Here is a 23,513-nt window from a genome sequence, read left to right on the forward strand (position 1 = left end):
AGCCTGAAGGCCAAGCATCCTCGATGCCAGCGCGCTGAACGCTGCGAGCCCTGCCGGTGACCTTGTGGGCTCGCGATCTGCGCGCGTCTGGTGTCACGGAAAGGCAGGGCGTCGGGCGCTAGGCTGGACCAATCCAGCAAGGTCGCTGGGCACACCAGGACCAAGACGGCAGAGAAGCATGATCGCGCCGTTTTGGAAGCCGCCGATCGCTTCGCCGAGGCTCGGCTTTAAGCGCCGCGAACAGAGCGGTAACGCGCGGTAACGGATTAAGAAATTCGCAAGGAATTTCAAACGGCTGGTCAGCCGCTAATTTAACGCGCCTTTAAACCGCCGCATCTACTCTGCAACCCGAGCGCCATCGGCACCGGGGACAGCAAGCGCAGCGCATGGCGAACCGCAGAGACAGTCGCATCGAACCGAGCTTCGAGGGCTCGCCGCAGGCGAAATCCTCCGATGGCTTCTCGGTCAGCGAGGAGGATCGCGTCGTGCCGGCAAATCGCAAATCCGCAGCAAAACGCAAATCCGCCAAGGCGAAATCCTCGCGTCGCGGTCGCGACCGCAACCGGCGCGGGCTGGTTTCCGTCTTCGGCCGGCTGCTCTACTGGTGCTTCGTGCTCTGCATCTGGGGCGGCATCGCGATGGCCGGCGTCGTCGTCTATTACGGCGCCAAGATGCCGGCGGCGACGACTTGGTCGATCCCCGACCGCGCGCCCAACATCAAGATCGTCTCGGTCGACGACCAGCTCATCGCCAATCGCGGCATGAGCGGCGGCGAGGCCGTCGGCCTGCACGAAATGTCGCCCTATATCCCCGAGGCCGTCGTCGCCATCGAGGACCGGCGCTTCTATTCGCATTTCGGCATCGACCCGATCGGGCTGACGCGCGCCATGGTCACCAACGTTCTCGGCGGCCACTTCTCGCAGGGCGGCTCGACGCTGACGCAGCAGCTTGCCAAGAACCTGTTCCTGACACCCGATCGCACGCTGGAGCGCAAGGTGCAGGAAGTGCTGCTCGCGCTTTGGCTGGAGCACAAGCACAGCAAGGACCAGATCCTCGAAATGTACCTCAACCGGGTCTATTTCGGGTCCGGCGCCTATGGCGTGGAAGCCGCCTCGCGGCGTTATTTCGGCAAGAGCGCGCGCGATGTCTCGCTCTCGGAGGCAGCGCTTCTCGCCGGCCTCTTGAAGGCGCCATCGCGGCTGTCGCCGGCGCGCGATCCGAAGGCGGCTGAAGAACGCGCGCAGCTCGTGCTCGCCGCCATGCGCGAGGAAGGCAAGATCAGCGACAAGGAATACAAGGTGGCGCTGAGCGCGCCGGCGACGCGCTCGCCCTCCTATTGGACCGGCTCGGAGAACTACGTCGCCGATACGGTCATGGAGGAGCTGCCCGACCTGATCGGCGATGTGCGCGGCGACATCGTCATCGACACCACCGTGGACCTGACGCTGCAGAAGCTTGCCGAGCAGTCGATCCGCCGGCTGATCGACGAAAGCGGCAAGAAGCTCAACGTCACGCAGGGCGCGCTGGTGTCGATCGACGATTCCGGCGCCGTGCGCGCCATGGTCGGCGGCTACGACTATTCGACCAGCCAGTTCGACCGCGCCTCGGAGGCGCGGCGGCAGCCGGGATCGGCCTTCAAGCCCTTCGTCTATATGGCGGCGCTCGAAGCCGGCCGCACGCCGGACAGCGTGCGCAACGACGCTCCGATCAAGATCGGCAAATGGACGCCGGATAACTATGGCGGCAAGTACTATGGCAAGGTGACGCTGGCGACGGCGCTGGCCAAGTCGCTGAACTCGGTGGCGGCGCAGCTCACCATGGAAGTCGGGCCCGACGCGGTGGTCGAGGCGGCGCATCGCATGGGCATCCAGTCCGACCTGCAGTCGAACACCTCGATCGCGCTCGGCACCTCGGAAGTGACGCCGCTGGAACTGACCGCGGCCTATGTGCCTTTCGCCAATGGCGGCTACAAGCCGGATATCCACTTCATCCGCCGCGTCACCACAGCCAGCGGCAAGGTGCTTTACGAGAACAATGGCGGCAGCGCGGCGCGCGTGATCAAGGCCGATATCGTCGGCATGATGAACTCGATGATGACGGGAACCGTCGAGATCGGCACCGCCAAGAAGGCCGCCTTCAACTGGCCCTCGGCCGGCAAGACCGGCACCAGCCAGAATTCGCGCGACGCCTGGTTCGTCGGCTACACCGCCAACCTCACCACCGGCGTGTGGTTCGGCAATGACGACGGCAGCGCGATGAAGAAGGTGACCGGCGGCGCGCTGCCGGCGCAGGCCTGGCACGAATTCATGGTCGCCGCGCATGAAGGCGTTCCGGTCAGGCCGCTGCCCGGAACATGGAAGTCGACGCCGTCCGATACGGTCGTGCCGGACGAGATTCCGTCGGCGGATGCTTCGCAGCCGGCGCCGGTGCCGCAGGCGCCGGTCGGCCAATCGCAGCCTGTCGCCCAGGCGCCGGCACGCCAGGCGCGTCCCGCTCAAACCGTCGACGCCGACGGTTTCGACATGCCCAGCGACGGCGGCACCACCGCGTCGGTCGGGCATCCGGTGCCGCCCGGCGACGTCGGCGGCCCGAAGAAACGGCGGCAGACGTCGATCCTCGACATCCTCGGCGGCGGTTGAGCGGCAAACTCGCCTCTCGCAATGGCGAGCGCGTTCGGCTACATGTCCGGCCGGAGATCAAGCCATGGCCGAGACCGACCCTAGAAAAACCATCGTGCTCACCGGCGCCAGCCGTGGCATCGGCCATGCGACGGTGAAGCGTTTTTCGCGCGAGGGCTGGCGCGTCATCACCTGCTCGCGCCAGGCTTTCGCCGAGGATTGTCCTTGGCCAGCCGGGCCTGAGGACCACATCAAGGTCGATCTCGCCGACCAGGAGGATGTTGGCATCGCCGTCTCGGAAATCCGGCACCGGCTGGAGGCGCATGGCGGGCAACTGCACGCGCTGGTCAACAATGCCGGCATCTCGCCGAAGCTGAAGGACGGCAGCCGGATGAATTCGATCGACACGCCGATGCATGTCTGGCGCGACGTGTTCCAGGTCAACTTCTTCGCGCCGATCATGCTGGCGAGGGGGCTGTTCAAGGAACTCGCCGCGGCCAAGGGATCGATCGTCAACGTCACCTCGATCGCCGGCACCCGGGTGCACCCGTTCGCCGGCACGGCCTACGCGACATCGAAAGCGGCGCTCGGCTCGCTGACGCGCGAGATGGCGCACGACTTCGGCCCGCACGGCATCCGCGTCAACGCGATCGCGCCGGGCGAGATCGACACGGCGATCCTGTCGCCGGGCACCGACAAGATCGTCGAGACGATTCCTCTGAGACGGCTCGGCGCCACGTCGGAAGTGGCCGACATCATCTTCTTCCTGTGCACCGCGCAGGCGTCCTACGTGACCGGCTCCGAAATCCATATCAACGGTGGCCAGCACGTTTGAGCGGCTGACTTCAAGCTAAGGGCTGCTCATCCACTTATGGTGAGAACAGCCTTGCCGCTGATGCTGCGCTGTCTGAGCGAGTCCAGGGCCTGGGCGATTTCCGTCCACGGCACCGTCAAGGCCACGCGGGTTTCCAGCCGGCCAGCCGCGACTAAGCCAAGCAGCCAGGCGATGTCGGCGCCAATGCCGGAGCCGGAAGTGTAGTAGGCGAAAGTCTGCAGCCTCGCTCCCTCGTGACCCGGAACGAACTGACGGAACCCGACGGGCGTGAGTTCGCCGCTGCTCGAACCGAACATGACGATCACCCCGCCAGGCGCGACGCGTTCTATCGCGTGCGCGAGGCTTTCGCCGCCGACCGACTCGGTGATCAGCGAAAACGGCCCCTCGGCCAGCTCGATCTGTTCGACAACCTGCCCGGCTCCCAGCCGACGCAGATCCTCGTCGTGCCGGGAGGCGGCGACCGTGGTCACGTGCGCGCCCTGCTCGCGGGCGATCTGGATCTGGAAACGACCGACCGCGCCGCTTGCGCCGGTGATCAGAACCCGCTGGCCGGCCAGGCCGCCGCCATGGCGCAACGTCCTCAGCGCCGTCGTGCCAGCAACCGGAAGCGTGGCTGCGGAGGCGAAGCTGACTTCGTCCGGCAGGACGGCGAGCCGGTCGGTCGGAACGGCGACACGTTCGGCCCAGCCGGCCTGGTCGACCAAAGCCGCAACCCGGGTGCCCACGGCGGGCCCGGAGCCATCGGCCGCCGCCTGTTCGACGATGCCAACGACGTCCTGGCCGGGTATGAATCCGTTCGGTCGGATGGCGAGCAGGCGCAGTTCGCCGCGGTTCAACGAGGTTGCTTGGGCCGAGACAAGCGCCTCGTTGGCGAGGGGCCGAGGGTCCTCGACCTTGGCGAGCTTCAGCCCGGTGGCGCTGTCGGGAGACGTGATCAAGGCGAGCATGGGTCGATCTCCTCGTTGGTTTGTGCAGCGTCAACGCGATCAACTGTTGTCCGCCATGCGCAAACCGGAGCCTATCGACTTCCTTGTTTGAAGAATTTAGCTATTATGGCATCTAATCGCTAAAAGGCGTCAATCGTGAGGCAACCTCTTCGCTGGCCATGGCCCGATTTCGACGTCGACAATGTGCTCGCGCCGGCGATTGCGGTGCGCGTCGACGTCACCGAGACCAAGGCCGAGGTGCGCGAGCACTGGCATCGCAAGGGACAACTTGTCTTCGCGCTGGGCGGCGGCGTCACCTGCCGCGTTCCCAGTGGCCTGTGGATGGTGCCGCCGCATTGCGGCGTGTGGATTCCAAGCGGCATGGAGCACAGCAACATCGCGACGGCCAACGCGCGGATATTCTTCGTCTACATCGAGCCGGATGCGGCCGAACTGCCGGACCGGTGCTGCACGCTCTCGATCTCGCCGCTGCTGCGCGAGCTCATCATCGAACTGTCGGACTGCGCGCCGGACGATGCGCGGTGCGATTTCCTGGGAAGGGTCCTGCTCGCCGAACTGCCGCTGATGACTGTTCAGCAATTGCACCTGCCGATCTCGGCCGAGCCGCGGCTGCGGCGGATCGCCGAAGCGCTGGCGGACGATCCCGCCGACCGCAGAACTTTGGCGGAATGGGCAAACCATGTCGCGCTCAGCGAGAGCAGCCTGGCGCGCCTCGTGGTGAAGGAAACAGGGCTGACCTTCGGCCGCTGGCGCCAGCAATTGCACTTGATCGTGGCGCTGAGGGAGCTCTCCTCCGGTGCCAGCGTGCAGCAGGTGTCAGGCGATCTCGGCTACGAATCCGTCACCGCCTTCATCACCATGTTCAAGAAGGCGCTGGGCAAGCCACCGGCAAGATACCTCAGCGATATCGCGCAGGACGGTGGTTCCGCATTCGTGGCCTGATACGGATCAAGCAGGCTGCGATCTGACCTCGAAGGCGGGCCCGGCCGGATCGGTGGTCTTGCCGATCACCACCTCGACGATGCCGCGCGCGATCTCGCGTTCGCCCATGATCACCGTATCGGCGCCGAGGCCCTTGAGGTGCTCGACTTCGGCATCGGAATGAGCGCGGGCGATGACGTTTATCGCCGGATTGGCGGCGCGGGCCCGAAGCACGATCTGCCCCGCCTCGAAGGCATTGGGAATGGCAAGGATCAGCCGCTTCGCGCCTTCCGGATTGGCGGCTGAAAAGACCTCCGCGATGGCGGCATTGCCGGCGACGGTTTCGATGCCGTCGGCCTTGAGCTTCGCCAGCGTCTTGTCGGCATCCTCGATGACCAGGAAGGGCAGGGCGGCTTCTTTCAGGCCAGCTCCGACGAGGCTGCCGACACGGCCATAGCCGACCAGGATGGAATGGCCAGCAAGCGCGGTTCGCGGCGGCGCGCCATCCTCCTTCTCCCAAGCTGTCGCCACCGAAGCCAACTGACCGGGCTCGGTCGCCGGGCCGATAGACTTTGTTTCCTCGGGGGCCTTGCCGGCGCGCTTCTCCAGCCACGGCTTCATCCAGTCGACGAGGAGGAACATCAGCGGGTTGAGCAGGATCGACAGGATAGCGCCGGCAAGGATCAGGTCGCGGCCCTGTTCGGGCAACAGCTTCAGCCCGACGCCGAGCTCGGCCAGGATGAAGGAGAATTCACCGATCTGGGCGAGGCTGGCCGAAATCATCAGCGCCGTCGCGACCGGATAGCGGAAGGCGATGACGATGACGAAGGCGGCAAGCGATTTGCCGATGACGATGATGGCTAAAGTGGCCAGGATTGGCAGCCCGTTGCTGATCAGGCTGAGCGGGTCGAACAGCATGCCGACCGAGACGAAAAACAGCACGGAAAAGGCGTCGCGCAGCGGCAGCGATTCCTCGGCCGCGCGATGGCTGAGCTCGGATTCGCTCATGATCATGCCGGCGAAAAAGGCGCCGAGCGCCAGAGAGACGCCGAACAGTTTCGCCGCGCCGAAGGCGACGCCGAGCGCAATGGCCAGCACCGAGAGCCGGAATAGTTCGCGCGAGCCGGTATGCGCGACATAGTGCAGGATCCACGGGATAACCCGGCGGCCGACGACCAGCATGACGACGACGAAGGTGACGACCTTGGCCAGCGTCATGCCGACCACGCCCCATATGCCGTAGCTGGCGGGCAGCGAGAGCAGGCTCGAGTGGTCGTCGGCCTGCGGCTGGCCGCCCAGCACGCCGGCGAGCGCCGGCAAAAGCACCAGCGCCAGCACCATGGCCAGATCCTCGACGATCAGCCAGCCGACTGCAATGCGGCCGCGCTCGGTCTCGATCAGCCGCCGCTCCTGCATGGCGCGCAGCAGCACGACGGTCGAGGCGACGGACAGAGCGAGGCCGAAGACCAGACCGGCGCCCAAGGACCAGCCGAGCAGCCAGGCCAGCCCGGCGCCCAGCAGCGTGGCAAAAGCGATCTGCACGATGGCGCCAGGCACGGCAATCGCACGGACCGACAGAAGGTCCTTCAGCGAAAAATGCAGGCCGACGCCGAACATCAGCAGGATGACGCCGATCTCGGCGAGTTCGTTGGCGAGGCTGGCGTCGGCGACAAAGCCCGGCGTGTTCGGCCCGACGAGCACGCCGGCCACCAGATAGCCGACGAGCGGCGGGACGCGGAAACGGTTGGCCAGTGCTCCAAAGACGAAAGCAAACCCCAAACCGGCGACGATGGTGGCGATAAGGGGCGTGTCATGCGGCATTGTCTATGGAGCGCCTTTCAGAAATCGCGATGTCGGACAAGCGCCGCCCGAGGCCGTCGCCTTTCGCAATATGGTGGGCAGAGCGGCGGTCATGCAACCACCGCCGCTCTGAAATCGGCGCCATGGACACGCGCCGGACGAGAAAAGCCGCGCGCTGCCGTCATGGCCAGCCGCGCGGCATCCGCTCACGGCGTTCTAAGGTCTCGTGATGTCCGTCGCTCAAGCCGCCTGAAGCAGGCTCTCGATCTCGGAGATCGTGTGGTTCGTCAGCGTTTTCGGTATCTCCGCCTTCACCTTCTCGCTGACCTCCTTGTGCAGCTTCTGCCGCATCTCGCCCAACACCTGGGGCGGGGCGATCAGCACGATCTCGTCGAACTCGCCGCGGTGCGCAAGCTTGTAGAGCCGCCCCGCGATGTTGTCGGCGAAGCGTTCCTTGCCGAGGCGGTGCCAATCGGTGTCTTCAACCGCGCTGCGATGAACCGTGGGCCCGTCGCTGTAGCGGCCCGGCCTGTCGCTGCCCTGCTCACGGGTGGCAGGGTTCTCCTGCTCCATCTCCTGGACAACCTCCAGGTTCGGAAATTTGCTGTCACCTTCGTTGCGGAGGAAGAGCGCTTTTTCGCCGTCGGCCACGATGACCCAAAGACCACGTTTCAGATTGATGCTCATAGGGCGTTCCTCCTTGTTTCCCGGGGTGCCGACCGATCCTGGATCGGCCGGATGGATCCGCTAGCCAAACGTGCTGCGAAGCTTGATTGTTCCGGACTTATCGGGACGGCTCGTCCGCCGCCCGAAAGGCTCTTCAAACGGTGGGTTGGCGAGAGGCGCCTTTAATCTACTAAGTTAGTAGAATTTAGAAAAATCTATTTTGCCGCTCAAAGGCTTGGGCGCTAAAAATGCGACGGATCAAGGGGCGATGCCAACCGCTCCGTCCGCTCACAGCACCAGAGTAGAATTTTTTTCTCCCGCCTTTCGCGGTTGCGAAAAAGCGATTGCCTGCTTTGAAGGCATGCGCGAGTGCGTGCCTTCTGGTTTTCGGCGTGCTCGCATAAAACTGCCAGACTGTTATCGTATTTGCTTATCGCCATGTCGCCAGCCAACGCCAAGCTCAACACCTTCCCCGTCTTCGTGCGGGTCGACGGCGAAGCCGTGGCCATCGTCGGCAATGGCGAGGAGGCGCTTGCCAAGGCACGGCTGCTTGCTCAGTCGAGCGCGGCGCTGCGCATCATCGCCGCCGATGCCGATGCGGAGCTGCTTGCATTCATCTCATCCGTCGACGCTGTCCATGTCGATGCTGCCTATGATGTCGCCCATCTCGAAGGCGCGGCCCTGGTGTTTGCTGCCAGCGGCGACGAGGCGCTCGATCGCCGCGTCGCCGAGGATGCGCGCCGGCTGGGCATCCCGGTCAATGTCGTGGACCGCCCGGAGCTCTGCGATTTCTTCACGCCCGCGCTGGTCAACCGGGCGCCGGTCGCCATCGCCATCGGCACCGAGGGCGCCGGGCCGGTGCTCGCGCAGATGCTGCGCGCGCGCATCGACCGCATGCTGTCGCCGTCTCTCGGCCGGCTGGCGGCCTTGGCAGCCTCGTTCCGCGCCGCGGCCGAGCGGCTGCCGAAGGGCAATCGCCGCCGCCGCTTCTGGAGCGATTTCTTCGCCGGCGCTCCGGCCAGGGCGGTCGAAGCCGGCGAGTTCGCCAGGGCGCATGATGCCGCGCTCGATCTTCTGGCTTCGAACGCGTTGGCGGCAGGCCATATCGCGCTGGTCGGCGCTGGTCCGGGCGCTGAAGACCTTTTGACGCTGCGCGCTCACCGCCTGCTGATGGAAGCCGACGCGATCGTCTATGACGCGCTGGTGCCGGAGGCGATCGTCGCCATGGGCCGCCGCGATGCCGAGCGCCTGCCCGTCGGCAAGCGCAAGGGCTGCCATTCCAAGAGCCAGGAAGAGATCAACGCGCTGCTTATCGAGCTTGGCCGCGCCGGCAAGCGCGTGGTGCGGCTGAAGTCCGGCGATCCGCTGGTGTTCGGCCGGGCTGGCGAGGAGATGGCCGCGCTTCGCGAGGCCGGTGTCGCCTATGAGGTGGTCCCGGGCGTCACCGCGGCCTTCGCCGCCGCCGCCGATTTCGAGCTGCCGCTGACGCTGCGCGGCGTGACCTCCTCGATGGTCTTCACCACCGGCCACGACCTCAAGGGCAACTCGCTGCCCGATTGGGCGAAGCTCGCCATCTCCGGCGCGACCGTCGCCGTCTATATGGGCCGCTCGGTGGCGGCCGAGGTCGCCGGCCGGCTGATCGAGGCCGGGCTGTCGCCGGATACCGCCGTCGCAGTCGTCGAGAATGCCAGCCTGGGCAACCGCCGCCGCTTCCATGGCACGCTCGCCGACCTGCCGTCGCTGGAAGCGCGCGCCGACCTCACCGGCCCGGTCATGACGATCATCGGCGACGCGGTTGCCGGCGCCAATTTCGAACGGTCCGAGCCGCTCGCGGCACACAAGCACGAAGACACAGGGCATGAAGAAGCCGCCAGCACGGTGGCCGAAGGAGTACGGGAATGAAGGTTCTGACCGCGAACAGGCTCTCCGACGGTATCGCCGTGTGGTACGCCGATGGCGGCTGGTCGGAGGCCGTCGGCCATGCCGATATCGCCCATGACAAGGTGGCTGAGGACCGGCTGGAAGCGATCGGCGCCGCCGCCGCCGCCAACAATGAAGTGGTCGACGTCAACCTGATCGACGTGACCGTGATCAACGGTGTGGTCGAGCCGGTGCGGCTGCGCGAGAAGATCCGCGCCGCAGGCCCCACCATCCGCACCGATATCGGCAAGCAGGCAAACCCGGAAGCGGCGCGGGCGGCATAGGTTTTGAGCATGATCCCGAAAAGTGGGACCCGGTTTTCGGAGAAGATCATGCTCCAACAAAGAATTGAAAAAGCGGGCGGACGCGCCCTGAAAGACGAAGCATGTACCGTTACGACGAGTTCGACCAAGATTTCGTAGAGGCCCGGGTCGCCGAGTTCAGCGACCAGGTGCAGCGCCGGCTTGCCGGCGAGATCACCGAGGACCAGTTCCGGCCGCTCAGGCTGATGAACGGCGTCTATCTGCAATTGCATGCCTATATGCTGCGCATCGCCGTGCCCTACGGCACGCTGAACAGCAGGCAATTGCGCATGCTCGGCCATATCGCGCGCAAATACGACAAGGGCTATGGCCACTTCACCACGCGCCAGAACATCCAGTTCAACTGGCCGGCGCTGTCCGACATTCCGGCGATCCTCGCCGACCTGGCGAGCGTCGAGATGCACGCCATCCAGACCAGCGGGAACTGCATCCGCAACGTCACCGCTGACCATTTCGCCGGAGCCGCCGCTGACGAGGTCGCCGACCCGCGCCCCTATGCGGAAATCCTGCGCCAGTGGTCGTCGGTGCATCCGGAATTCTCGTTCCTGCCGCGCAAGTTCAAGATCGCGGTGACCGGCGCCGAACGCGACCGCGCCGCCATCCAGACGCATGACATCGGTCTGCATCTCAAGAAGAACGCGGCCGGCGAGCTTGGCTTTGCCGTCTATGTCGGCGGCGGCCAGGGCCGCACGCCGATGGTGGCCAGGAAGATCCGCGACTTCCTGCCGGAAGCCGATCTTCTGTCCTACTGCACGGCGATCCTGCGTGTTTACAACCTCTATGGCCGCCGCGACAACAAGTACAAGGCGCGCATCAAGATCCTGGTCCACGAGACCGGCGTCGAGGAAATCACGCGCCAGATCGAGGCCGAATGGCAGGAGCTGAAGGACGCCGAGCTGAAGCTGCCGGAAGCCGACATCCAGGCGATCAACGCCTATTTCGCGCCGCCGGCGCTGGCGGACCGGCCGGAAGGCGATGCCGCCATGAAGCAGGCCCGGCTCGATTCCAGGAGTTTCTCGGAGTGGCTCGACCAGAACGTCGTGACCCATCGCCATCCCGACTATGCAGCGGTGACCATCTCGCTCAAGGGCATCGGCGAGGTGCCCGGCGACGCGACCGACAGCCAGATGGAAGCGGTCGCCGACATCGCCGAGAAATACGCTTTCGATGAGCTGCGCGTCAGCCACGAGCAGAACCTGATCCTGCCGCATGTGGCGCGCGCCGACCTCAAGGCGGTCTATGACGCGCTGGTCGAGATCGGCCTGGCGACGGCCAATTCCAACCTGATCAGCGACATCATCTCCTGCCCCGGCCTCGACTACTGCGCGCTGGCCACGGCGCGCTCCATCCCGGTGGCGCAGGAAATCTCGCGCCGCTTCGCCTCGCTTGAGCGGCAGCGCGAGATCGGCGAACTGAAGCTGAAGATCTCCGGCTGCATCAATGCCTGCGGCCATCACCATGTCGGCCATATCGGCATTCTCGGCGTCGAGAAGAAGGGGTCCGAACTCTACCAGGTGACGCTTGGCGGCTCGGCCGACGAGAACACGTCCGTGGGCGAGATCATCGGCCGCGGCTTCTCCTCGGAAGAGATCACCGATGCCATCGAGCAGATCGTCGAAACCTATCTCGGCCTTCGGCTCAATCCTGATGAACGTTTTATCGACGCTTACCGCCGTGTCGGTCCCGCGCCGTTCAAGGAGGCGCTCTATGCTGGCGAAACCAAGGCCGCTTGACCGGACCGGCGGCGTCGAGGCCGGCATTGCCGCTGAAGCGGCGGGGCTCGACGCGTTGCTCGGCCATCTGAAGCCGATCGAGATCATCGAGCGGTCGGCGCGCGAATTCTTCCGCGGCGAGGTCGCCGCCGTGTCGTCCTTCGGGGCGGATTCGGCGGTGCTGCTCCACATGATCGCCAAGGTCGACCGCTCGCTGCCGGTGATCTTCCTCGACACCGGCAAGCATTTCGAGGAAACGCTGGGCTACCGCGACGCCCTGATCGCCGATTTCGGCCTGACCGATGTCAGGGTGATCAAGCCGGACGAAGCGGCGCTCGAACGCATCGACCCGACCGGCAGGCTGCACGAGACCGACACTGATTCCTGCTGCAACGTGCGCAAGGTCGAGCCGCTGGCGCGCGGCGTCGAGCCGTTCCGCGCGTGGTTCACCGGGCGCAAGCGTTTCCAGGCGTCGACGCGGGCGGCTCTGCCCGTCTTCGAGGCGGTCGGCTCGCGCATCCGCATCAATCCGCTCGCGCATTGGACGACGTCGGACCAGGCTGACTACATGCGCGCGCATGCGCTGCGCGAAAATCCGCTGGTCGCCTACGGCTATCTCTCGATCGGCTGCTTCCCCTGCACGCAACCGGTACAGCCTGGCGAGGATGCGCGTAGCGGCCGCTGGGCAGGGCACGCCAAGACCGAGTGCGGCATCCATTTGTCGGGGCTGGAGAAGTCGCTGACCGACGCATCACTTTAGGGTATATCGCTATTCGCGTGATGTCGGCTCCCAAAGTCACGGCTGCTGGCCGTCTGCCGGCTCGCTTGGGACTCTTTGGACTTTAGGATTTTTGATGACTGAATCGACGACACCAGGGACTCGCCTCTGGACCCCAAAGGGTTTTCGCGAGGACGACTGGACCCACGCCGAAAGCGCCGAGGCGCTTGCCGGAAATGGCCGCTTCATCCTGCCGCTGCAGGCCTTCCTCGGGCTCGATGATGAAGTCCGCAAGTCGGCCAGGGAGCGCATCGGGGTGCTGCTGCAGCCCGGCGACGAACTCGACAAGATCGTCGGCCTGCTCGACCAGCTTTCGCTGGTGGCGCTGGCCTTTCCGGCGTTCAACGATGGCCGCTCCTTCTCCAAGGGCGAGCTGCTGCGCGCCCGGCATCATTTCACCGGCGCGGTCCGCGCCACCGGCCAGGTGCTGGTCGACCAACTGCCGCATATGCTGAGGCTCGGCTTCGACGAATTCGAGGTCTCCAACCCGGTGCTGCTGAAGCGGCTGGAGGAAGGGCGCACCGGCGGCCTGCCGGTCTACTACCAGCCGGCCGTGGAGCCGGAAGCCAAGGACCCCAAATATTCCTGGCGGCGCAAGCGACCGGACTGACGCTGCGGCATCTTTACAAGACCAACGACCGGGTCTTCTCTCCAGGAACGGACGGAAATATCCGCCGGGGAGGACACCATGCGTTACGACTATGTCATCGCCGGCGGCGGCTCCGCCGGCTCGACGCTTGCCGCCAGGCTTTCCGAAGACCCATCGAAGAAGGTTTGCCTGCTGGAAGCAGGAGGCGACGGCAAGGATCTGCTGATCCGCGCGCCGGCCGGCATCATCGCGCTGCTGCCGGGCCGGCCGAAGATCAACAACTGGGGTTTCGAGACGGTGCCGCAGGAAGGGCTGGGCGGCCGCAGGGGCTACCAGCCGCGCGGCAAGGCATTGGGCGGTTCCAGCGCCATCAACGCCATGCTCTACACGCGGGGCAACCGCCGCGACTATGACGAATGGGCCGACCTCGGCTGCGACGGCTGGTCGTGGGACGAGGTGCTGCCTTACTTCCGGCGCGCCGAGGGCAACCAGCGCGGCACTGATGCGCTGCATGGCGGCGACGGGCCGCTCCGGGTGGCGGAGCAGCAGGAGCCGCGCCCGATCGCAAAAGCCTTTGTCGAGGCTTGCGGAGAAAACCAGATCAGGCGCAACGAGGACTTCAACGGGCCGGAGCAGGAAGGGGCGGGGCTCTACCAAGTCACGCAGTTCTGGGGTGAGCGTCGCAATGGCGAGCGCTGCTCTGCAGCCGCCGCCTATCTGCATCCGGCGTTCGGAAGGCCGAATCTCACCGTCGTCACCGGCGCGCATGCGACAGGCGTCTGGCTCGACGGCAAGCGCGCCAAGGGCGTGCGGTATCGCATCGGCAGAGGCGAAGCGGTAGCGGAAGCGCGACGCGAGGTCATCCTTTGCGGCGGGGCGTTCGGCTCGCCGCAACTGCTTCTTCTGTCGGGCATCGGTCCGGCGGTTGAACTCGCGGCGCACGGCATCCCGCTCGTCCACGAATTGCCTGGCGTCGGCAGGAACCTGCAGGACCATCTCGACTTCATCCTGGCCTGGAAGTCGCGGGAGACGGATTTGATGGGCATCGGCCTCACCGGCATGCCGGGCCTGATCAAGCATATGCTGCGCTGGCGCAAGGATGGCACCGGCATGATTGCCACGCCCTATGCGGAAGCCGGCGCCTTCCTCAAATCCGATCCGGCCATCGAGCGTCCCGATCTGCAATTGCATTTCTGCATCGCCATCGTCGACGACCATGGCCGCAAGCTGCATATGGGCTATGGCTTTTCCTGCCATGTCTGCGTGCTTCGACCGTATTCGCGCGGGGAGGTGGGGCTGATGAGCGCGGATCCGCTGGCGCCGCCGCGCATCGACCCGCGCTTCCTCCAGGACGAGCGCGATGCCGACCTTCTGCTCAAAGGTGTTCGGATGACGCGCGCCATATTGGAGGCGCCGGCGCTGGCGAAGTATCGCAAGAAGGAGATCTATACGGCCGGCGCCGCCAGCGATGCCGAGCTGATGGCGCATATCAGGGCGCGCGCCGATACGATCTATCACCCCGCCGGCACCTGCAAGATGGGCGTCGACGACATGGCCGTGGTCGACCCGATGCTCAGGGTTCGCGGGCTGGAAGGGCTGCGTGTGGTCGATGCCTCGGTGATGCCGACCCTGGTCCGGCGGCAACACCAACGCGCCCACGATCATGATCGCGGAGAAGGCCGCGGACATGATCCGCGCGGCCGCCTGATCGCGGCCTCTTGGTCAGACCAGGGTGATCGATTTTCCCTCAGCCTGGCCAGCATTGCCGGCTTGCTGACAGGATCGAGTCTATCTGGTCAGACCACTTATGCGATTTGCACTTCCCCTTACGTCGTCTTGACCTTAGGATAGGGTTATTATTTCGCACCCCGAAATAAATAGCCAGCAAAGGGAGGAACCGGCATGGCAGGCAAAAGGATTTTGATGCTCGTTGGCGAGTTCAGCGAGGAATATGAGATTTTCGTCTTTGAGCAGGCCATGCATGCGGTCGGCCACACCGTCCATGTCGTGTGCCCCGACAAGAAGGCCGGCGACGTGCTCAAGACCTCATTGCACGACTTCGAGGGCCATCAGACCTATACCGAAAAGCTCGGTCACGACTACATCCTCAACAAGACCTTCGCCGAGGTGAATCCGGCTGACTACGACGCCGTCTACGCCGCCGGCGGGCGCGGTCCGGAGTACATTCGCATCGACAAGCGCGTGCAGGCGCTGGTCAGGCACTTCCATGAGACCGGCAAACCGATCTTCACCATTTGCCACGGCGTCCAGATCCTGATCGCTGTCGATGGCGTCGTGCGCGGCAGGCAAGTAGCGGCGCTGCATTATTGCGAGCCCGAAGTGACGCTCGCCGGCGGCACCTATGTCGACGTTGCGCCGACCGGCGCGCATGTCGACGGCAATCTGGTGTCGGCCAAGGGATGGCCCGGGCTTGCCGCTTTCATGCGGGAATGCCTGAAGGTGCTCGGCACCGAAATCCGTCATGGTGAAGCGCTTATGCGCGACGAGCGCAGGGCAGCCTGACGCCTTCCGCGCCTCGCCCCGCTAGCTTCCCATGTAGGCGAGTTTCATAGGGCGGCAGGCTATGGATGCCGTTCGCCGCCCACTTCGCCCCCTTCTGCCTCGTCGAGGCGGTCGAGCAGGTCCGTGAGCCGCTTTGGCACTTCTTTTTCCAGGCGAAATGCCGGCAGCGTGCGCAGGAAGCGTTTCGTCGCTTCGGTGCCGACGCGCCGCCTTATATCGGCGGCAAGTTTGGCGCGCCTATTGCTGTCGTTGCCGTTCATGTCCCAAAATCCTGTGTCGACTTCGAAACTCCCGCGCCCGGCAATGGTTCCCGCATCGACCCTTGCAGGCAAGCAAAGCCGTTCGGTACGGTAAAGTTTGAATTAATCTGGAACGACCGGGAGATGGCGCCGCCGGGGCTTGCCCCTTGATTTTTGGCCTTCAAACCTCGATATCGGGCGCAAATCCAAACCAATCCGAATGACGGGAAACGGCGATGAGCGACCAGGCAAAAGACGAACGCGCGCCCGAGGAAATCGAAGCCACCCAGGCTTCCGGCGCCCAGGCTTCCGGCGAACGCGCGGAAGGCGGCGTCGACGGCGACTACGAAGCGCTTGTGCGGCTGCTGAAGGAAAACGAGGAACTGAAGGACCGCGCGCTTCGCATAGCTGCCGAAATGGAGAATTTGCGTCGCCGCACCGCGCGCGACGTGCATGACGCGCGCGCTTACGCGGTGGCCAACTTCGCCCGCGACATGCTGTCGGTGTCAGACAATCTGCGCCGCGCGCTGGATGCCATCCCGGCCGAGGCCAAGGCCTCCGGCGATGCCGGCTTCAAGGCGCTCATCGAGGGCGTCGACCTCACCGAGCGCGCAATGCTGTCGGCGCTCGAGCGGCACGGCGTGAAGAAGCTCGCGCCCGAAGGCGAGAAGTTCGACCCCAACTTCCATCAGGCGATGTTCGAGGTGCCCAACACAGACGTTCCGGCCGGCACCGTCGTCCAGGTCGTGCAACCCGGCTATTCGATCGGCGATCGCGTGCTGAGGCCAGCGATGGTCGGCGTTTCCAAGGGTGGTCCAAAGGCGGCCGCCGAGGCGCCGGTCGAACCAGGCCCGGTGAACGAGCAGGCCGAGAAGGATGCTTGATAGCGAATAGTGAGTAGCGAATAGCGAATAGCGAAGCTGGCTACCAACCGCACAGCTTCGTGGTATTCACTACTACGCGCTATTCGCTACTCACTATTCGCTCACCCATGAATCCCATCGAACTGCTCGACTATGCCGGCGTTGCCGTCTTCGCGGCGACCGGCGCGCTCGCCGCGTCGCGCAAAGAGCTCGACATCATCGGCTTCCTGTTCCTGGCCAGCGTCACCGGCATCGGCGGCGGGACGCTGCGCGACGTCATCCTGAACCTGCCGGTGTTCTGGGTCGCAAACAGCGGTTATGTGCTGATTTGCGCCGTCGTGGCGGTGCTCGTTTTCTTTAGCGCCTATCGCGTCGAATCCCGCTACAAGCTCTTGCTCTGGCTCGATGCCATCGGACTGGCCGCCTTCGCGGTGATGGGAGCCGCAAAGGGCCTGGCGATCACCGGCTCGCCGGTCGTGTCCGTCGTCACCGGGGTGCTCACCGCGACCTTTGGCGGCATATTGCGCGACCTGCTCGCCGGCGAGCCTTCCGTGCTGCTGAGACCCGAGATCTATGTCACGGCGGCGCTTGCCGGGGCAGCGCTCTTCACGCTCTGCGACCTGGTCGGCATGCCGGCGCTGCCATCCAGCCTGCTCGGCTTCGCAGCCGCCTTCCTGGTGCGCGGCGGGGCGCTCAAATTCGGCTGGTCGTTTCCGGCCTATAAGAGCCGGCCTGGGCGGAGGCCGGAAGATATTCCGTAGAAGAGCGAATAGCGAATAGGGAGTAGCGAATAGGGTTGTTACGACCAACCCAACATCGTTTACTTCTATTCGCTATTCGCTATTCGCTATTCGCTATTCGCTATTCGCTATGCCGCGAAGCGCTGGCCTTCACCGCCATAATAGTTGACGTAGCGGGCGCCGATCTCCTTGACCGGCATGACGACGAAAACGTCGACCGTCGAGAACTCGTGGTCGATGACGCAGCCGTCGCCGATGCGGGCGCCGACGCGCAGATAGCCTTTGACCAGCGGCGGCATCGCGGCGATCGCGGCCTTGGCGTTCACCGCCTCGATCGGCATCAGGTCCATGGAGCAGTAACGGCTGGCCACCGCCCGCACATCCCAGGCCTGATCGGTGCGGCAATGATGGGCGAGATAGGTGAGCGCCTCGGCATGCGCCGCCGGCACGATGCCATGGAAGGAGGCACAGCCGGTCATCACGCCGATGTCGTAGTGGTTGATGTAGGCCCAGATGCCTTGCCAGAGCGCCTCGATGGTGCGCTTGGACCGATATTCCGGAAGCACGCAGGAACGGCCGAGCTCAAGGAAGCGCTGGCCCGGATGGCGCGCGACCAGCTTGGTCAGCTCGAACTCGCCCTCGGAATAGAAGCCGCCGGCGGCCGTGGCGATCTCCTGCCGCAAAAGGCGGTAGGTGCCGACGATACGGCGGTGCTCGGGGCCGGGAAGCGACGTGTCGAGAACCAGGAGATGGTCGCAAAGCGGGTCGAAACGATCGGCGTCGCGCCGGCTCTGCGCCTGGAACAGATCCTTCCTCGCGCCAAGCTCGTCATAGAATACCCGGTAGCGCACTTCCTGAGCGGCGGCGATCTCGGCCTCGTTGCGGGCGAGCCGCACCTCGAGGTTGCCGATACGGCCCAGCGGAGCGCCGCTTGCGACGGCATCGGCGGTACGCGCGCCGAGCAGGGCGCTGGCGTTCGGCCGAGTATCGCATTCAGGCATGACTGTATGCACGAGTGATTCTCCTTCGAGCCATCCCTCTTGGCACGGGGATACGGTGTAGGTGCAACAGGATTGTGACAGTACCGTGATATGGCGGGGCCGGCAATACTTCGTCGGCTGGACAATACCCTCAACCGGCTATCTTATGGATGTGAAAGCCAGGCAATCCAAGGCGTTCGAGAAGCCCTAAAAAAAATCGTTATGCCGCAACCTGGCCCTCGACGGCCTGGACGAGCGCATCGGGGTCGAGGGGCTTGGTGACGAAGCCGCTGGCGCCATGGGCCAGCACGCTGTGGCGGGTCTTTTCCTGGCTGTCGGCGGAAAGAACCATGATCGGGATCGGCGGCACGGCCATTGCCTCCTCATGGCGGCGGATGGCGGCGATCGCGTCCAGACCGTCCATCACCGGCATGTGCAGGTCCATCAGAACCACGTCGAAGCGGTGCTTGAGACCGGCGTCGGTGACGGCTTCGACCGCGGCCTTGCCGTTGCCGACGATCTTGACGCGATGTCCGGCCTTGAGCAGCGTGGCGCGGGCGAGCATTGCGTTGATGTCATTATCCTCTGCGATCAGCACGGACAGGCTCTGGTCACGACGGCGGACGGACGTGGCGCCGCGCGGCTCCGGATGCGGCTCGGCGGGCGCGGGCACATGGCTGGTCAACAGCACGCGCAGCAGTGTTTCGCCGCGCACCGGCCGGGCGAGGAACGTCGCGTAACCGCTGGCGCGGAATTCGCCAAGCATGCCGCGGTCGGTAGGCGCAATCAGGGTGATGGCTTCGCAATCGGCAAAGCCGCTCTGGCGCAGGCGCTTGAGCAGGCGACCGTCGCTGTTTTCGAGCGCGGCGTCGACCAGAAGCACGTTGCAGCTTGCGGCGAATGACGCGGCCTGCTCCGGCGTCGCGGCGATCTCGACGGCGCCGCCATGGGCGCGGATTGTGCGGGCGATGGCATCGGCCTCGACAGCGTTCTTCGATACGATGACCGCGCGCCGGTCCGAGAGGATGCTCTGGCGATATTGCGGCGGCTCCGTTGCCGCGGTCGCAGGGATATCGAAGACGAATTCGGATCCTTCGCCGAGCCGGCTCGAAACCGAAATCGTGCCGCCCATGGCGTTCACCAGCCGCTTGGAGATGGCAAGGCCGAGACCCGCGCCGCCATGCACCCGGGTCGAAGTGCCGTCGGATTGCTCGAACTCCTCGAAGATGCGCTCCATGTCCTCTTCGCGCAGCCCCGGGCCGGTGTCGGCGATGGTGAAGCAGATGCGGTCCGTGCTCTCGGTGCGGGCGCGCGCGACGGTGAGCAGCACGCCGCCGGCATCGGTGAACTTGACGGCATTGCCGATGAGGTTGAGCAACACCTGGCGCACGCGGCCGGGATCGGCGGTGATCATCTGCGGCACGTCGGGCTCGACATGACAGCCGAGGCCGATGTTCTTGGAGAATGCCTTCGCCGCCATGAGCTCGATGATGTTGTCGGCGATCTCGCGCAGCGACGTCGGCTGCGGCTCGGGGTCGAAGCGGCCGGCCTCGATCTTGGAATAGTCGAGCAGGTCCTCGATCAGGGCGAGCAGCGCGCTCGCCGATGTCGAGACGGCGCCGACATAGGTGCGCTGCTCCGGCGAAAGGTCGGTATCGGCAAGCAGCTTCGCCATTCCCATGATGCCGTTCATCGGGGTGCGGATCTCGTGGCTGACGGTGGCGAGGAAGCGCGACTTGGCTTGGCTCGCATATTCGGCCCGCTCGCGGGCAGTGATCAGCGACGATTCAGCGCGCTTGCGGGCCGTGATGTCGCGGGCGATCGCGCGATGCGAGACAGCACCCGTATCCCTGTCGCGCACCGACAGCTCGATCCATGAGAACCAGCGCGGCCCGTTCGGCGTGCGGATGGCGACATCGGTGGAGCTCAGGCACTCGTGGTCCGAGAAGGCGGCGTCGGGCACGATGCCGACGTCAATGCCGAGCTCGGAAAGCGTCTTGCCGGCAAGATTGCGCTGGTCGACGTCGACTAGGGAGGCAAAGACCTTGTTGGCGTAGACGATATGGCCGTCGCGGTCGCGATGGACGACGAGATCGCCTAGCGCGTCGATCAGGCCGCGAAAGCGCTCCTCGCTCTCCTGCATCTCCCACATTCGGTCGGCGAGCGTCTCGATCTCGGCGCGGCTGCGGGCGGCGGTCTCGTCGAGAAGAGCCGCGGTGCGGCGCTCGATCGTCCTGTTGCGCAGATGCATGGCGAGCCCGCCGAGACCCGTCACAAGGAGGCCAATGGTGATGAAGGTCGGCGCGCCGGTGAGATGCGCCAGCCCGGCCAGCACGCCGATGGCGACAATCGTCAGGAAGGGTAGGCCTTCGCGGCTGGCCGGCGGCAGTTCGGGAGCCAGCGGCGGCGGCGCGGCAAGCATCCGCCGCGGCGGCGCCTCCGAGCTCGGCTCGTCACCGCTCGCGACCTTGCCATCCTGCTCGATGCCGGAGTCCGCGATCATGCGCAAAGCTTGCCAGACAGAAATTATGGAAGGCTGCGACGGATCGTTCGAATTTTAGCGATCGCGGGATTTTCGCCGTTTCCGGCTACATATCGACGACCACGCGGCCCCTGATCTTGCCGTCGATAATGTCACGCGCGGCGTCGATGATGCCGTCGAAGCCGATCGACCGCGACAGGGTCGACAGCTTCTTGAGGTCGAGATCGGTGGCGATGCGGCGCCACGCCTCGAGGCGAACCGGTTTCGGCGCCATGACGGAATCGATGCCGAGCAGCGAGACGCCGCGCAGGATGAAGGGAGCGACGCTGGTGGGCAGGTCCATGCCGCCGGCCAGGCCGCAAGCGGCGATCGCGCCGCCGTAGGACGTCATCGAAAGCACGTTGGCCAGCGTGTGGGTGCCGACCGAATCGATGCCACCCGCCCAGCGTTCCTTGGCGAGCGGCTTTGCCGGCTGGCTGAGTTCCTCCCGCGAGATCACCTCGGCCGCGCCGAGGTCGATCAGGTAGGGACTTTCGGCATTGCGCCCGGTGGAAGCAATGACATGGTAACCGAGGGTGGAGAGGATCGAGATGGCGACCGAGCCGACGCCGCCGGCAGCCCCCGTCACCACCACCGGCCCGCGATCCGGCACGATGCCATGCCGCTCCAGCGCCATGACGGCAAGCATCGCCGTATAGCCGGCCGTGCCGACGGCCATCGCATCATGCGGGCTCATGCCGTCCGGCAACGGCACCAGCCAGTCGCCCTTGACGCGGGCGCGCCCGGCATAGGCGCCGTAATGCGTCTCGCCGACTCCCCAGCCATTGAGGATCACCTTGTCACCCTTGCGCCAGTCGGCATGGGAAGAGGAAACAACGGTGCCGGCGAAATCGATGCCGGGCACCAGCGGCCAGCGGCGCACGACCGGCGCCTTGCCGGTGATGGCCAGCCCGTCCTTGTAGTTCACCGTGGTCGCCTCGACGGCGACGGTGACATCGCCTTCCATCAGGTCGACTTCGGTGAGGTCGACGATTTCGACCGACTGCTTCTTCTCGGCATCGCGCGAAACGAGGATGGCTTTGAAGGTATCGGACATTTTTGTCTCCTCGGTTCGGGCGTTTCCTTGCGGACGGAAAACCGCTGCATGCTTTCCCGCAATCGCGTCAGTTTCCTGGAATTGCTTCAGGGGCCGACTTTGAGGCGATGGCCGCGCGAGGTCAATTGCCCGGCTCCTGAGGCTTGGTTTCCCGCCGCCAGCCGATCAGCTCATCGAAGACAACCAGTGCCGCGCCCACGGAAATGAAGGCGTCGGCGAGGTTGAATACCGCGAAGGACCAGACCGGGGTATGGAACAGAATATAATCGATGACGTGGCCGAAAACGGCGCGGTCGATCAGGTTGCCGAGCGCGCCGCCGACGATCAGGGCAAAGCCGATGCGGGCAAGGATGTGACCGGCGGGCGTGCGCACGGCCAGATAGAGCACGAAGGCGACCACGAGCACCGCGATGATCACCAGGCCGGTATCGCCGAAGGACGAAAACATCGAGAAGGCGATGCCGGTGTTGTAGGTGCGGAACAGCGCCAGGAAAGGCAGGAAATCGACCTTTTCCTGAAAGGCGAGGCCATTCTCCACCATCTGCTTTATCCACTGATCGAGCGCGATTGCGGCAACGACCAGCAGGGCGTAAGGGGACCAGGATTTCACTTGGCAGTCCTCATCGCATGTCGGTGGCGGGGTCGAGCTTCAACGCGCCGCGACGGATCTCGAACAGCATCACGCCGGTAGCGACCGCCAGGTTGAGGGAATCGGCTCGACCAGCCTGCGGGATCCTGAGCAGCCGGTCGCAGCTTTCAGCGAGGCTGTCGGGCAGGCCCTGCTGCTCGTTGCCCATCAAGAGCAAGACAGGGCCTCTCGAGAAGTCGACCGAGCGGTAGTCGACCGCGCCCTTCAGATGCGTTCCGGCGACGAGGCCGGGAAAGTCGCGCCGCCAGGCAAGGAAGGCCTCTTCAGTCGCCTTGGCGACCGGCACGGCGAAAATCGAGCCCATGGTGGCGCGCACCGTCTCCAGCGAGAACGGATCGGTGGCATCGCCGACCAGGATGACGCCCCTGGCGCCGACGGCATCAACGGTGCGGATGACGGTGCCGAGATTGCCGGGGTCGCGCACGCGGTCGAGCGCGACCCAGACGTCGCCGTCCGTGGCGCGGATGTCCTTCAGCGGCAGCGTCCGCTGCGCGAAGACGCCGACGACCATTTGCGGGTTTTCGCGGCGGGTGATGGCCGTGAGCACCTTTTCCGAGACTTCGAGCACGGTGCCGCCGGCGGCGACCGTGCGCGCCGCGACCTTTTCGACCGCCGCGTTGCCGCGCCCGGCCTTGGCGAAGACCAGCGTCCTGATCGACCAGCCGAGGTCGAGCGCGTCGATGACCAGCTTCAGCCCCTCGGCCATGAAGGCGTTCTGCTGGTCGCGGAACTTCTTCAGCGCCAGCGCCTTGATGTCCTTGACCAGCGGGTTGGCGAGGCTGGTGACTTCCTTGACCTGGCCGACCGGCCGGTGTCCGTCATACGCGACCAT

Annotated in this window: 20 protein-coding genes and 1 pseudogene; 12 read left to right on the top strand and 9 right to left on the bottom strand. The window is 65.2% G+C overall.

Features of this window, described 5'->3' with window-relative positions; all coding sequences use genetic code 11:
* Positions 1-386: 386 nt before the first annotated feature.
* Positions 387-2,639 carry a transglycosylase domain-containing protein gene (locus EJ070_RS14135; protein ID WP_126091910.1) on the top strand — a complete coding sequence of 751 codons (2,253 nt, stop codon included), beginning with the start codon at positions 387-389 and terminating at the stop codon, positions 2,637-2,639.
* A gap of 64 nt (positions 2,640-2,703) precedes the next feature.
* On the top strand, positions 2,704-3,453 hold the full coding sequence (locus EJ070_RS14140; protein ID WP_126091911.1) for an SDR family oxidoreductase: 750 nt from the start codon (positions 2,704-2,706) through the stop codon (positions 3,451-3,453).
* 26 nt (positions 3,454-3,479) lie between these two features.
* Here the strand turns inward: EJ070_RS14140 and EJ070_RS14145 are convergent, their stop codons facing one another.
* On the bottom strand, positions 3,480-4,400 hold the full coding sequence (locus EJ070_RS14145) for a zinc-binding dehydrogenase (RefSeq protein WP_126091912.1): 921 nt from the start codon (positions 4,398-4,400) through the stop codon (positions 3,480-3,482).
* A 135-nt stretch (positions 4,401-4,535) separates the two neighbouring features.
* On the opposite strand from EJ070_RS14145, the gene EJ070_RS14150 reads away from it, so the two are divergent.
* On the top strand, positions 4,536-5,342 hold the full coding sequence (locus EJ070_RS14150) for a helix-turn-helix transcriptional regulator (RefSeq protein ID WP_126091913.1): 807 nt from the start codon (positions 4,536-4,538) through the stop codon (positions 5,340-5,342).
* Positions 5,343-5,348: 6 nt separating this feature from the next.
* Here EJ070_RS14150 and ybaL read toward each other — a convergent pair whose 3' ends face one another.
* Together ybaL and EJ070_RS14160 are read right to left on the bottom strand one after the other, a co-directional pair.
* Positions 5,349-7,142 carry a YbaL family putative K(+) efflux transporter gene (gene ybaL / locus EJ070_RS14155; RefSeq protein ID WP_126091914.1) on the bottom strand — a complete coding sequence of 598 codons (1,794 nt, stop codon included), beginning with the start codon at positions 7,140-7,142 and terminating at the stop codon, positions 5,349-5,351.
* A 219-nt stretch (positions 7,143-7,361) separates the two neighbouring features.
* A complete protein-coding gene (locus EJ070_RS14160) occupies positions 7,362-7,808 on the bottom strand; it encodes a host attachment family protein (RefSeq protein WP_126091915.1) in 447 nt (148 codons plus the stop codon).
* A gap of 417 nt (positions 7,809-8,225) precedes the next feature.
* On the opposite strand from EJ070_RS14160, the gene cysG reads away from it, so the two are divergent.
* The 7 genes and pseudogenes from cysG to EJ070_RS14195 all read left to right on the top strand — a co-directional run bounded on the left by cysG (position 8,226) and on the right by EJ070_RS14195 (position 15,632).
* Positions 8,226-9,689 (top strand): siroheme synthase CysG, encoded by a 1,464-nt coding sequence (gene cysG, locus EJ070_RS14165; protein WP_126091916.1) that lies wholly within the window; start codon positions 8,226-8,228, stop codon positions 9,687-9,689.
* Positions 9,686-9,991 carry a DUF2849 domain-containing protein gene (locus EJ070_RS14170; RefSeq protein ID WP_126091917.1) on the top strand — a complete coding sequence of 102 codons (306 nt, stop codon included), beginning with the start codon at positions 9,686-9,688 and terminating at the stop codon, positions 9,989-9,991. The genes cysG and EJ070_RS14170 overlap by 4 nt, the downstream gene beginning before the upstream one ends.
* A gap of 101 nt (positions 9,992-10,092) precedes the next feature.
* Entirely contained in the window at positions 10,093-11,763 is a 1,671-nt protein-coding gene (locus tag EJ070_RS14175) for a nitrite/sulfite reductase (protein WP_126091918.1), read from the top strand.
* Positions 11,738-12,502 (top strand): phosphoadenylyl-sulfate reductase, encoded by a 765-nt coding sequence (locus EJ070_RS14180; RefSeq protein ID WP_126091919.1) that lies wholly within the window; start codon positions 11,738-11,740, stop codon positions 12,500-12,502. Before EJ070_RS14175 ends, EJ070_RS14180 begins: the two co-directional genes overlap by 26 nt.
* A gap of 94 nt (positions 12,503-12,596) precedes the next feature.
* Entirely contained in the window at positions 12,597-13,130 is a 534-nt protein-coding gene (locus EJ070_RS14185; protein WP_126091920.1) for a DUF934 domain-containing protein, read from the top strand.
* A gap of 78 nt (positions 13,131-13,208) precedes the next feature.
* Positions 13,209-14,817 (top strand): annotated as a pseudogene (locus EJ070_RS14190) (GMC family oxidoreductase N-terminal domain-containing protein).
* 194 nt (positions 14,818-15,011) lie between these two features.
* The gene (locus EJ070_RS14195; protein ID WP_126091921.1) at positions 15,012-15,632 is read left to right on the top strand and encodes a DJ-1/PfpI family protein; all 621 of its coding nucleotides are present in this window, start codon (positions 15,012-15,014) and stop codon (positions 15,630-15,632) included.
* Positions 15,633-15,691: 59 nt separating this feature from the next.
* On the opposite strand, the gene EJ070_RS14200 is transcribed toward EJ070_RS14195, so the two are convergent.
* Entirely contained in the window at positions 15,692-15,892 is a 201-nt protein-coding gene (locus EJ070_RS14200; RefSeq protein ID WP_126091922.1) for a hypothetical protein, read from the bottom strand.
* Positions 15,893-16,107: 215 nt separating this feature from the next.
* Between EJ070_RS14200 and grpE the strand changes: the two genes are divergently transcribed.
* The gene (gene grpE, locus EJ070_RS14205) at positions 16,108-16,755 is read left to right on the top strand and encodes a nucleotide exchange factor GrpE (protein WP_126091923.1); all 648 of its coding nucleotides are present in this window, start codon (positions 16,108-16,110) and stop codon (positions 16,753-16,755) included.
* 107 nt (positions 16,756-16,862) lie between these two features.
* Entirely contained in the window at positions 16,863-17,495 is a 633-nt protein-coding gene (locus EJ070_RS14210; protein WP_126091924.1) for a trimeric intracellular cation channel family protein, read from the top strand.
* 107 nt (positions 17,496-17,602) lie between these two features.
* Here EJ070_RS14210 and EJ070_RS14215 read toward each other — a convergent pair whose 3' ends face one another.
* From EJ070_RS14215 to EJ070_RS14235, 5 genes are all read right to left on the bottom strand, one after another.
* A complete protein-coding gene (locus tag EJ070_RS14215) occupies positions 17,603-18,487 on the bottom strand; it encodes a GNAT family N-acetyltransferase (RefSeq protein WP_126091925.1) in 885 nt (294 codons plus the stop codon).
* 187 nt (positions 18,488-18,674) lie between these two features.
* Complete coding sequence (locus EJ070_RS14220; RefSeq protein WP_126091926.1) at positions 18,675-20,957, bottom strand: PAS domain-containing sensor histidine kinase; 2,283 nt, start codon at positions 20,955-20,957, stop codon at positions 18,675-18,677.
* Between the two features lie 85 nt (positions 20,958-21,042).
* Positions 21,043-22,032, bottom strand: a complete 990-nt coding sequence (locus EJ070_RS14225) for an MDR family oxidoreductase (protein ID WP_126091927.1) — start codon at positions 22,030-22,032, stop codon at positions 21,043-21,045.
* A 121-nt stretch (positions 22,033-22,153) separates the two neighbouring features.
* A complete protein-coding gene (gene lspA, locus EJ070_RS14230) occupies positions 22,154-22,642 on the bottom strand; it encodes a signal peptidase II (RefSeq protein WP_126091928.1) in 489 nt (162 codons plus the stop codon).
* A 10-nt stretch (positions 22,643-22,652) separates the two neighbouring features.
* Positions 22,653-23,513 (bottom strand): RNA methyltransferase, encoded by an 861-nt coding sequence (locus EJ070_RS14235; RefSeq protein WP_126091929.1) that lies wholly within the window; start codon positions 23,511-23,513, stop codon positions 22,653-22,655.

It is taken from the genome of Mesorhizobium sp. M1E.F.Ca.ET.045.02.1.1, assembly GCF_003952485.1.
Classification (GTDB): Bacteria; Pseudomonadota; Alphaproteobacteria; order Rhizobiales; family Rhizobiaceae; genus Mesorhizobium.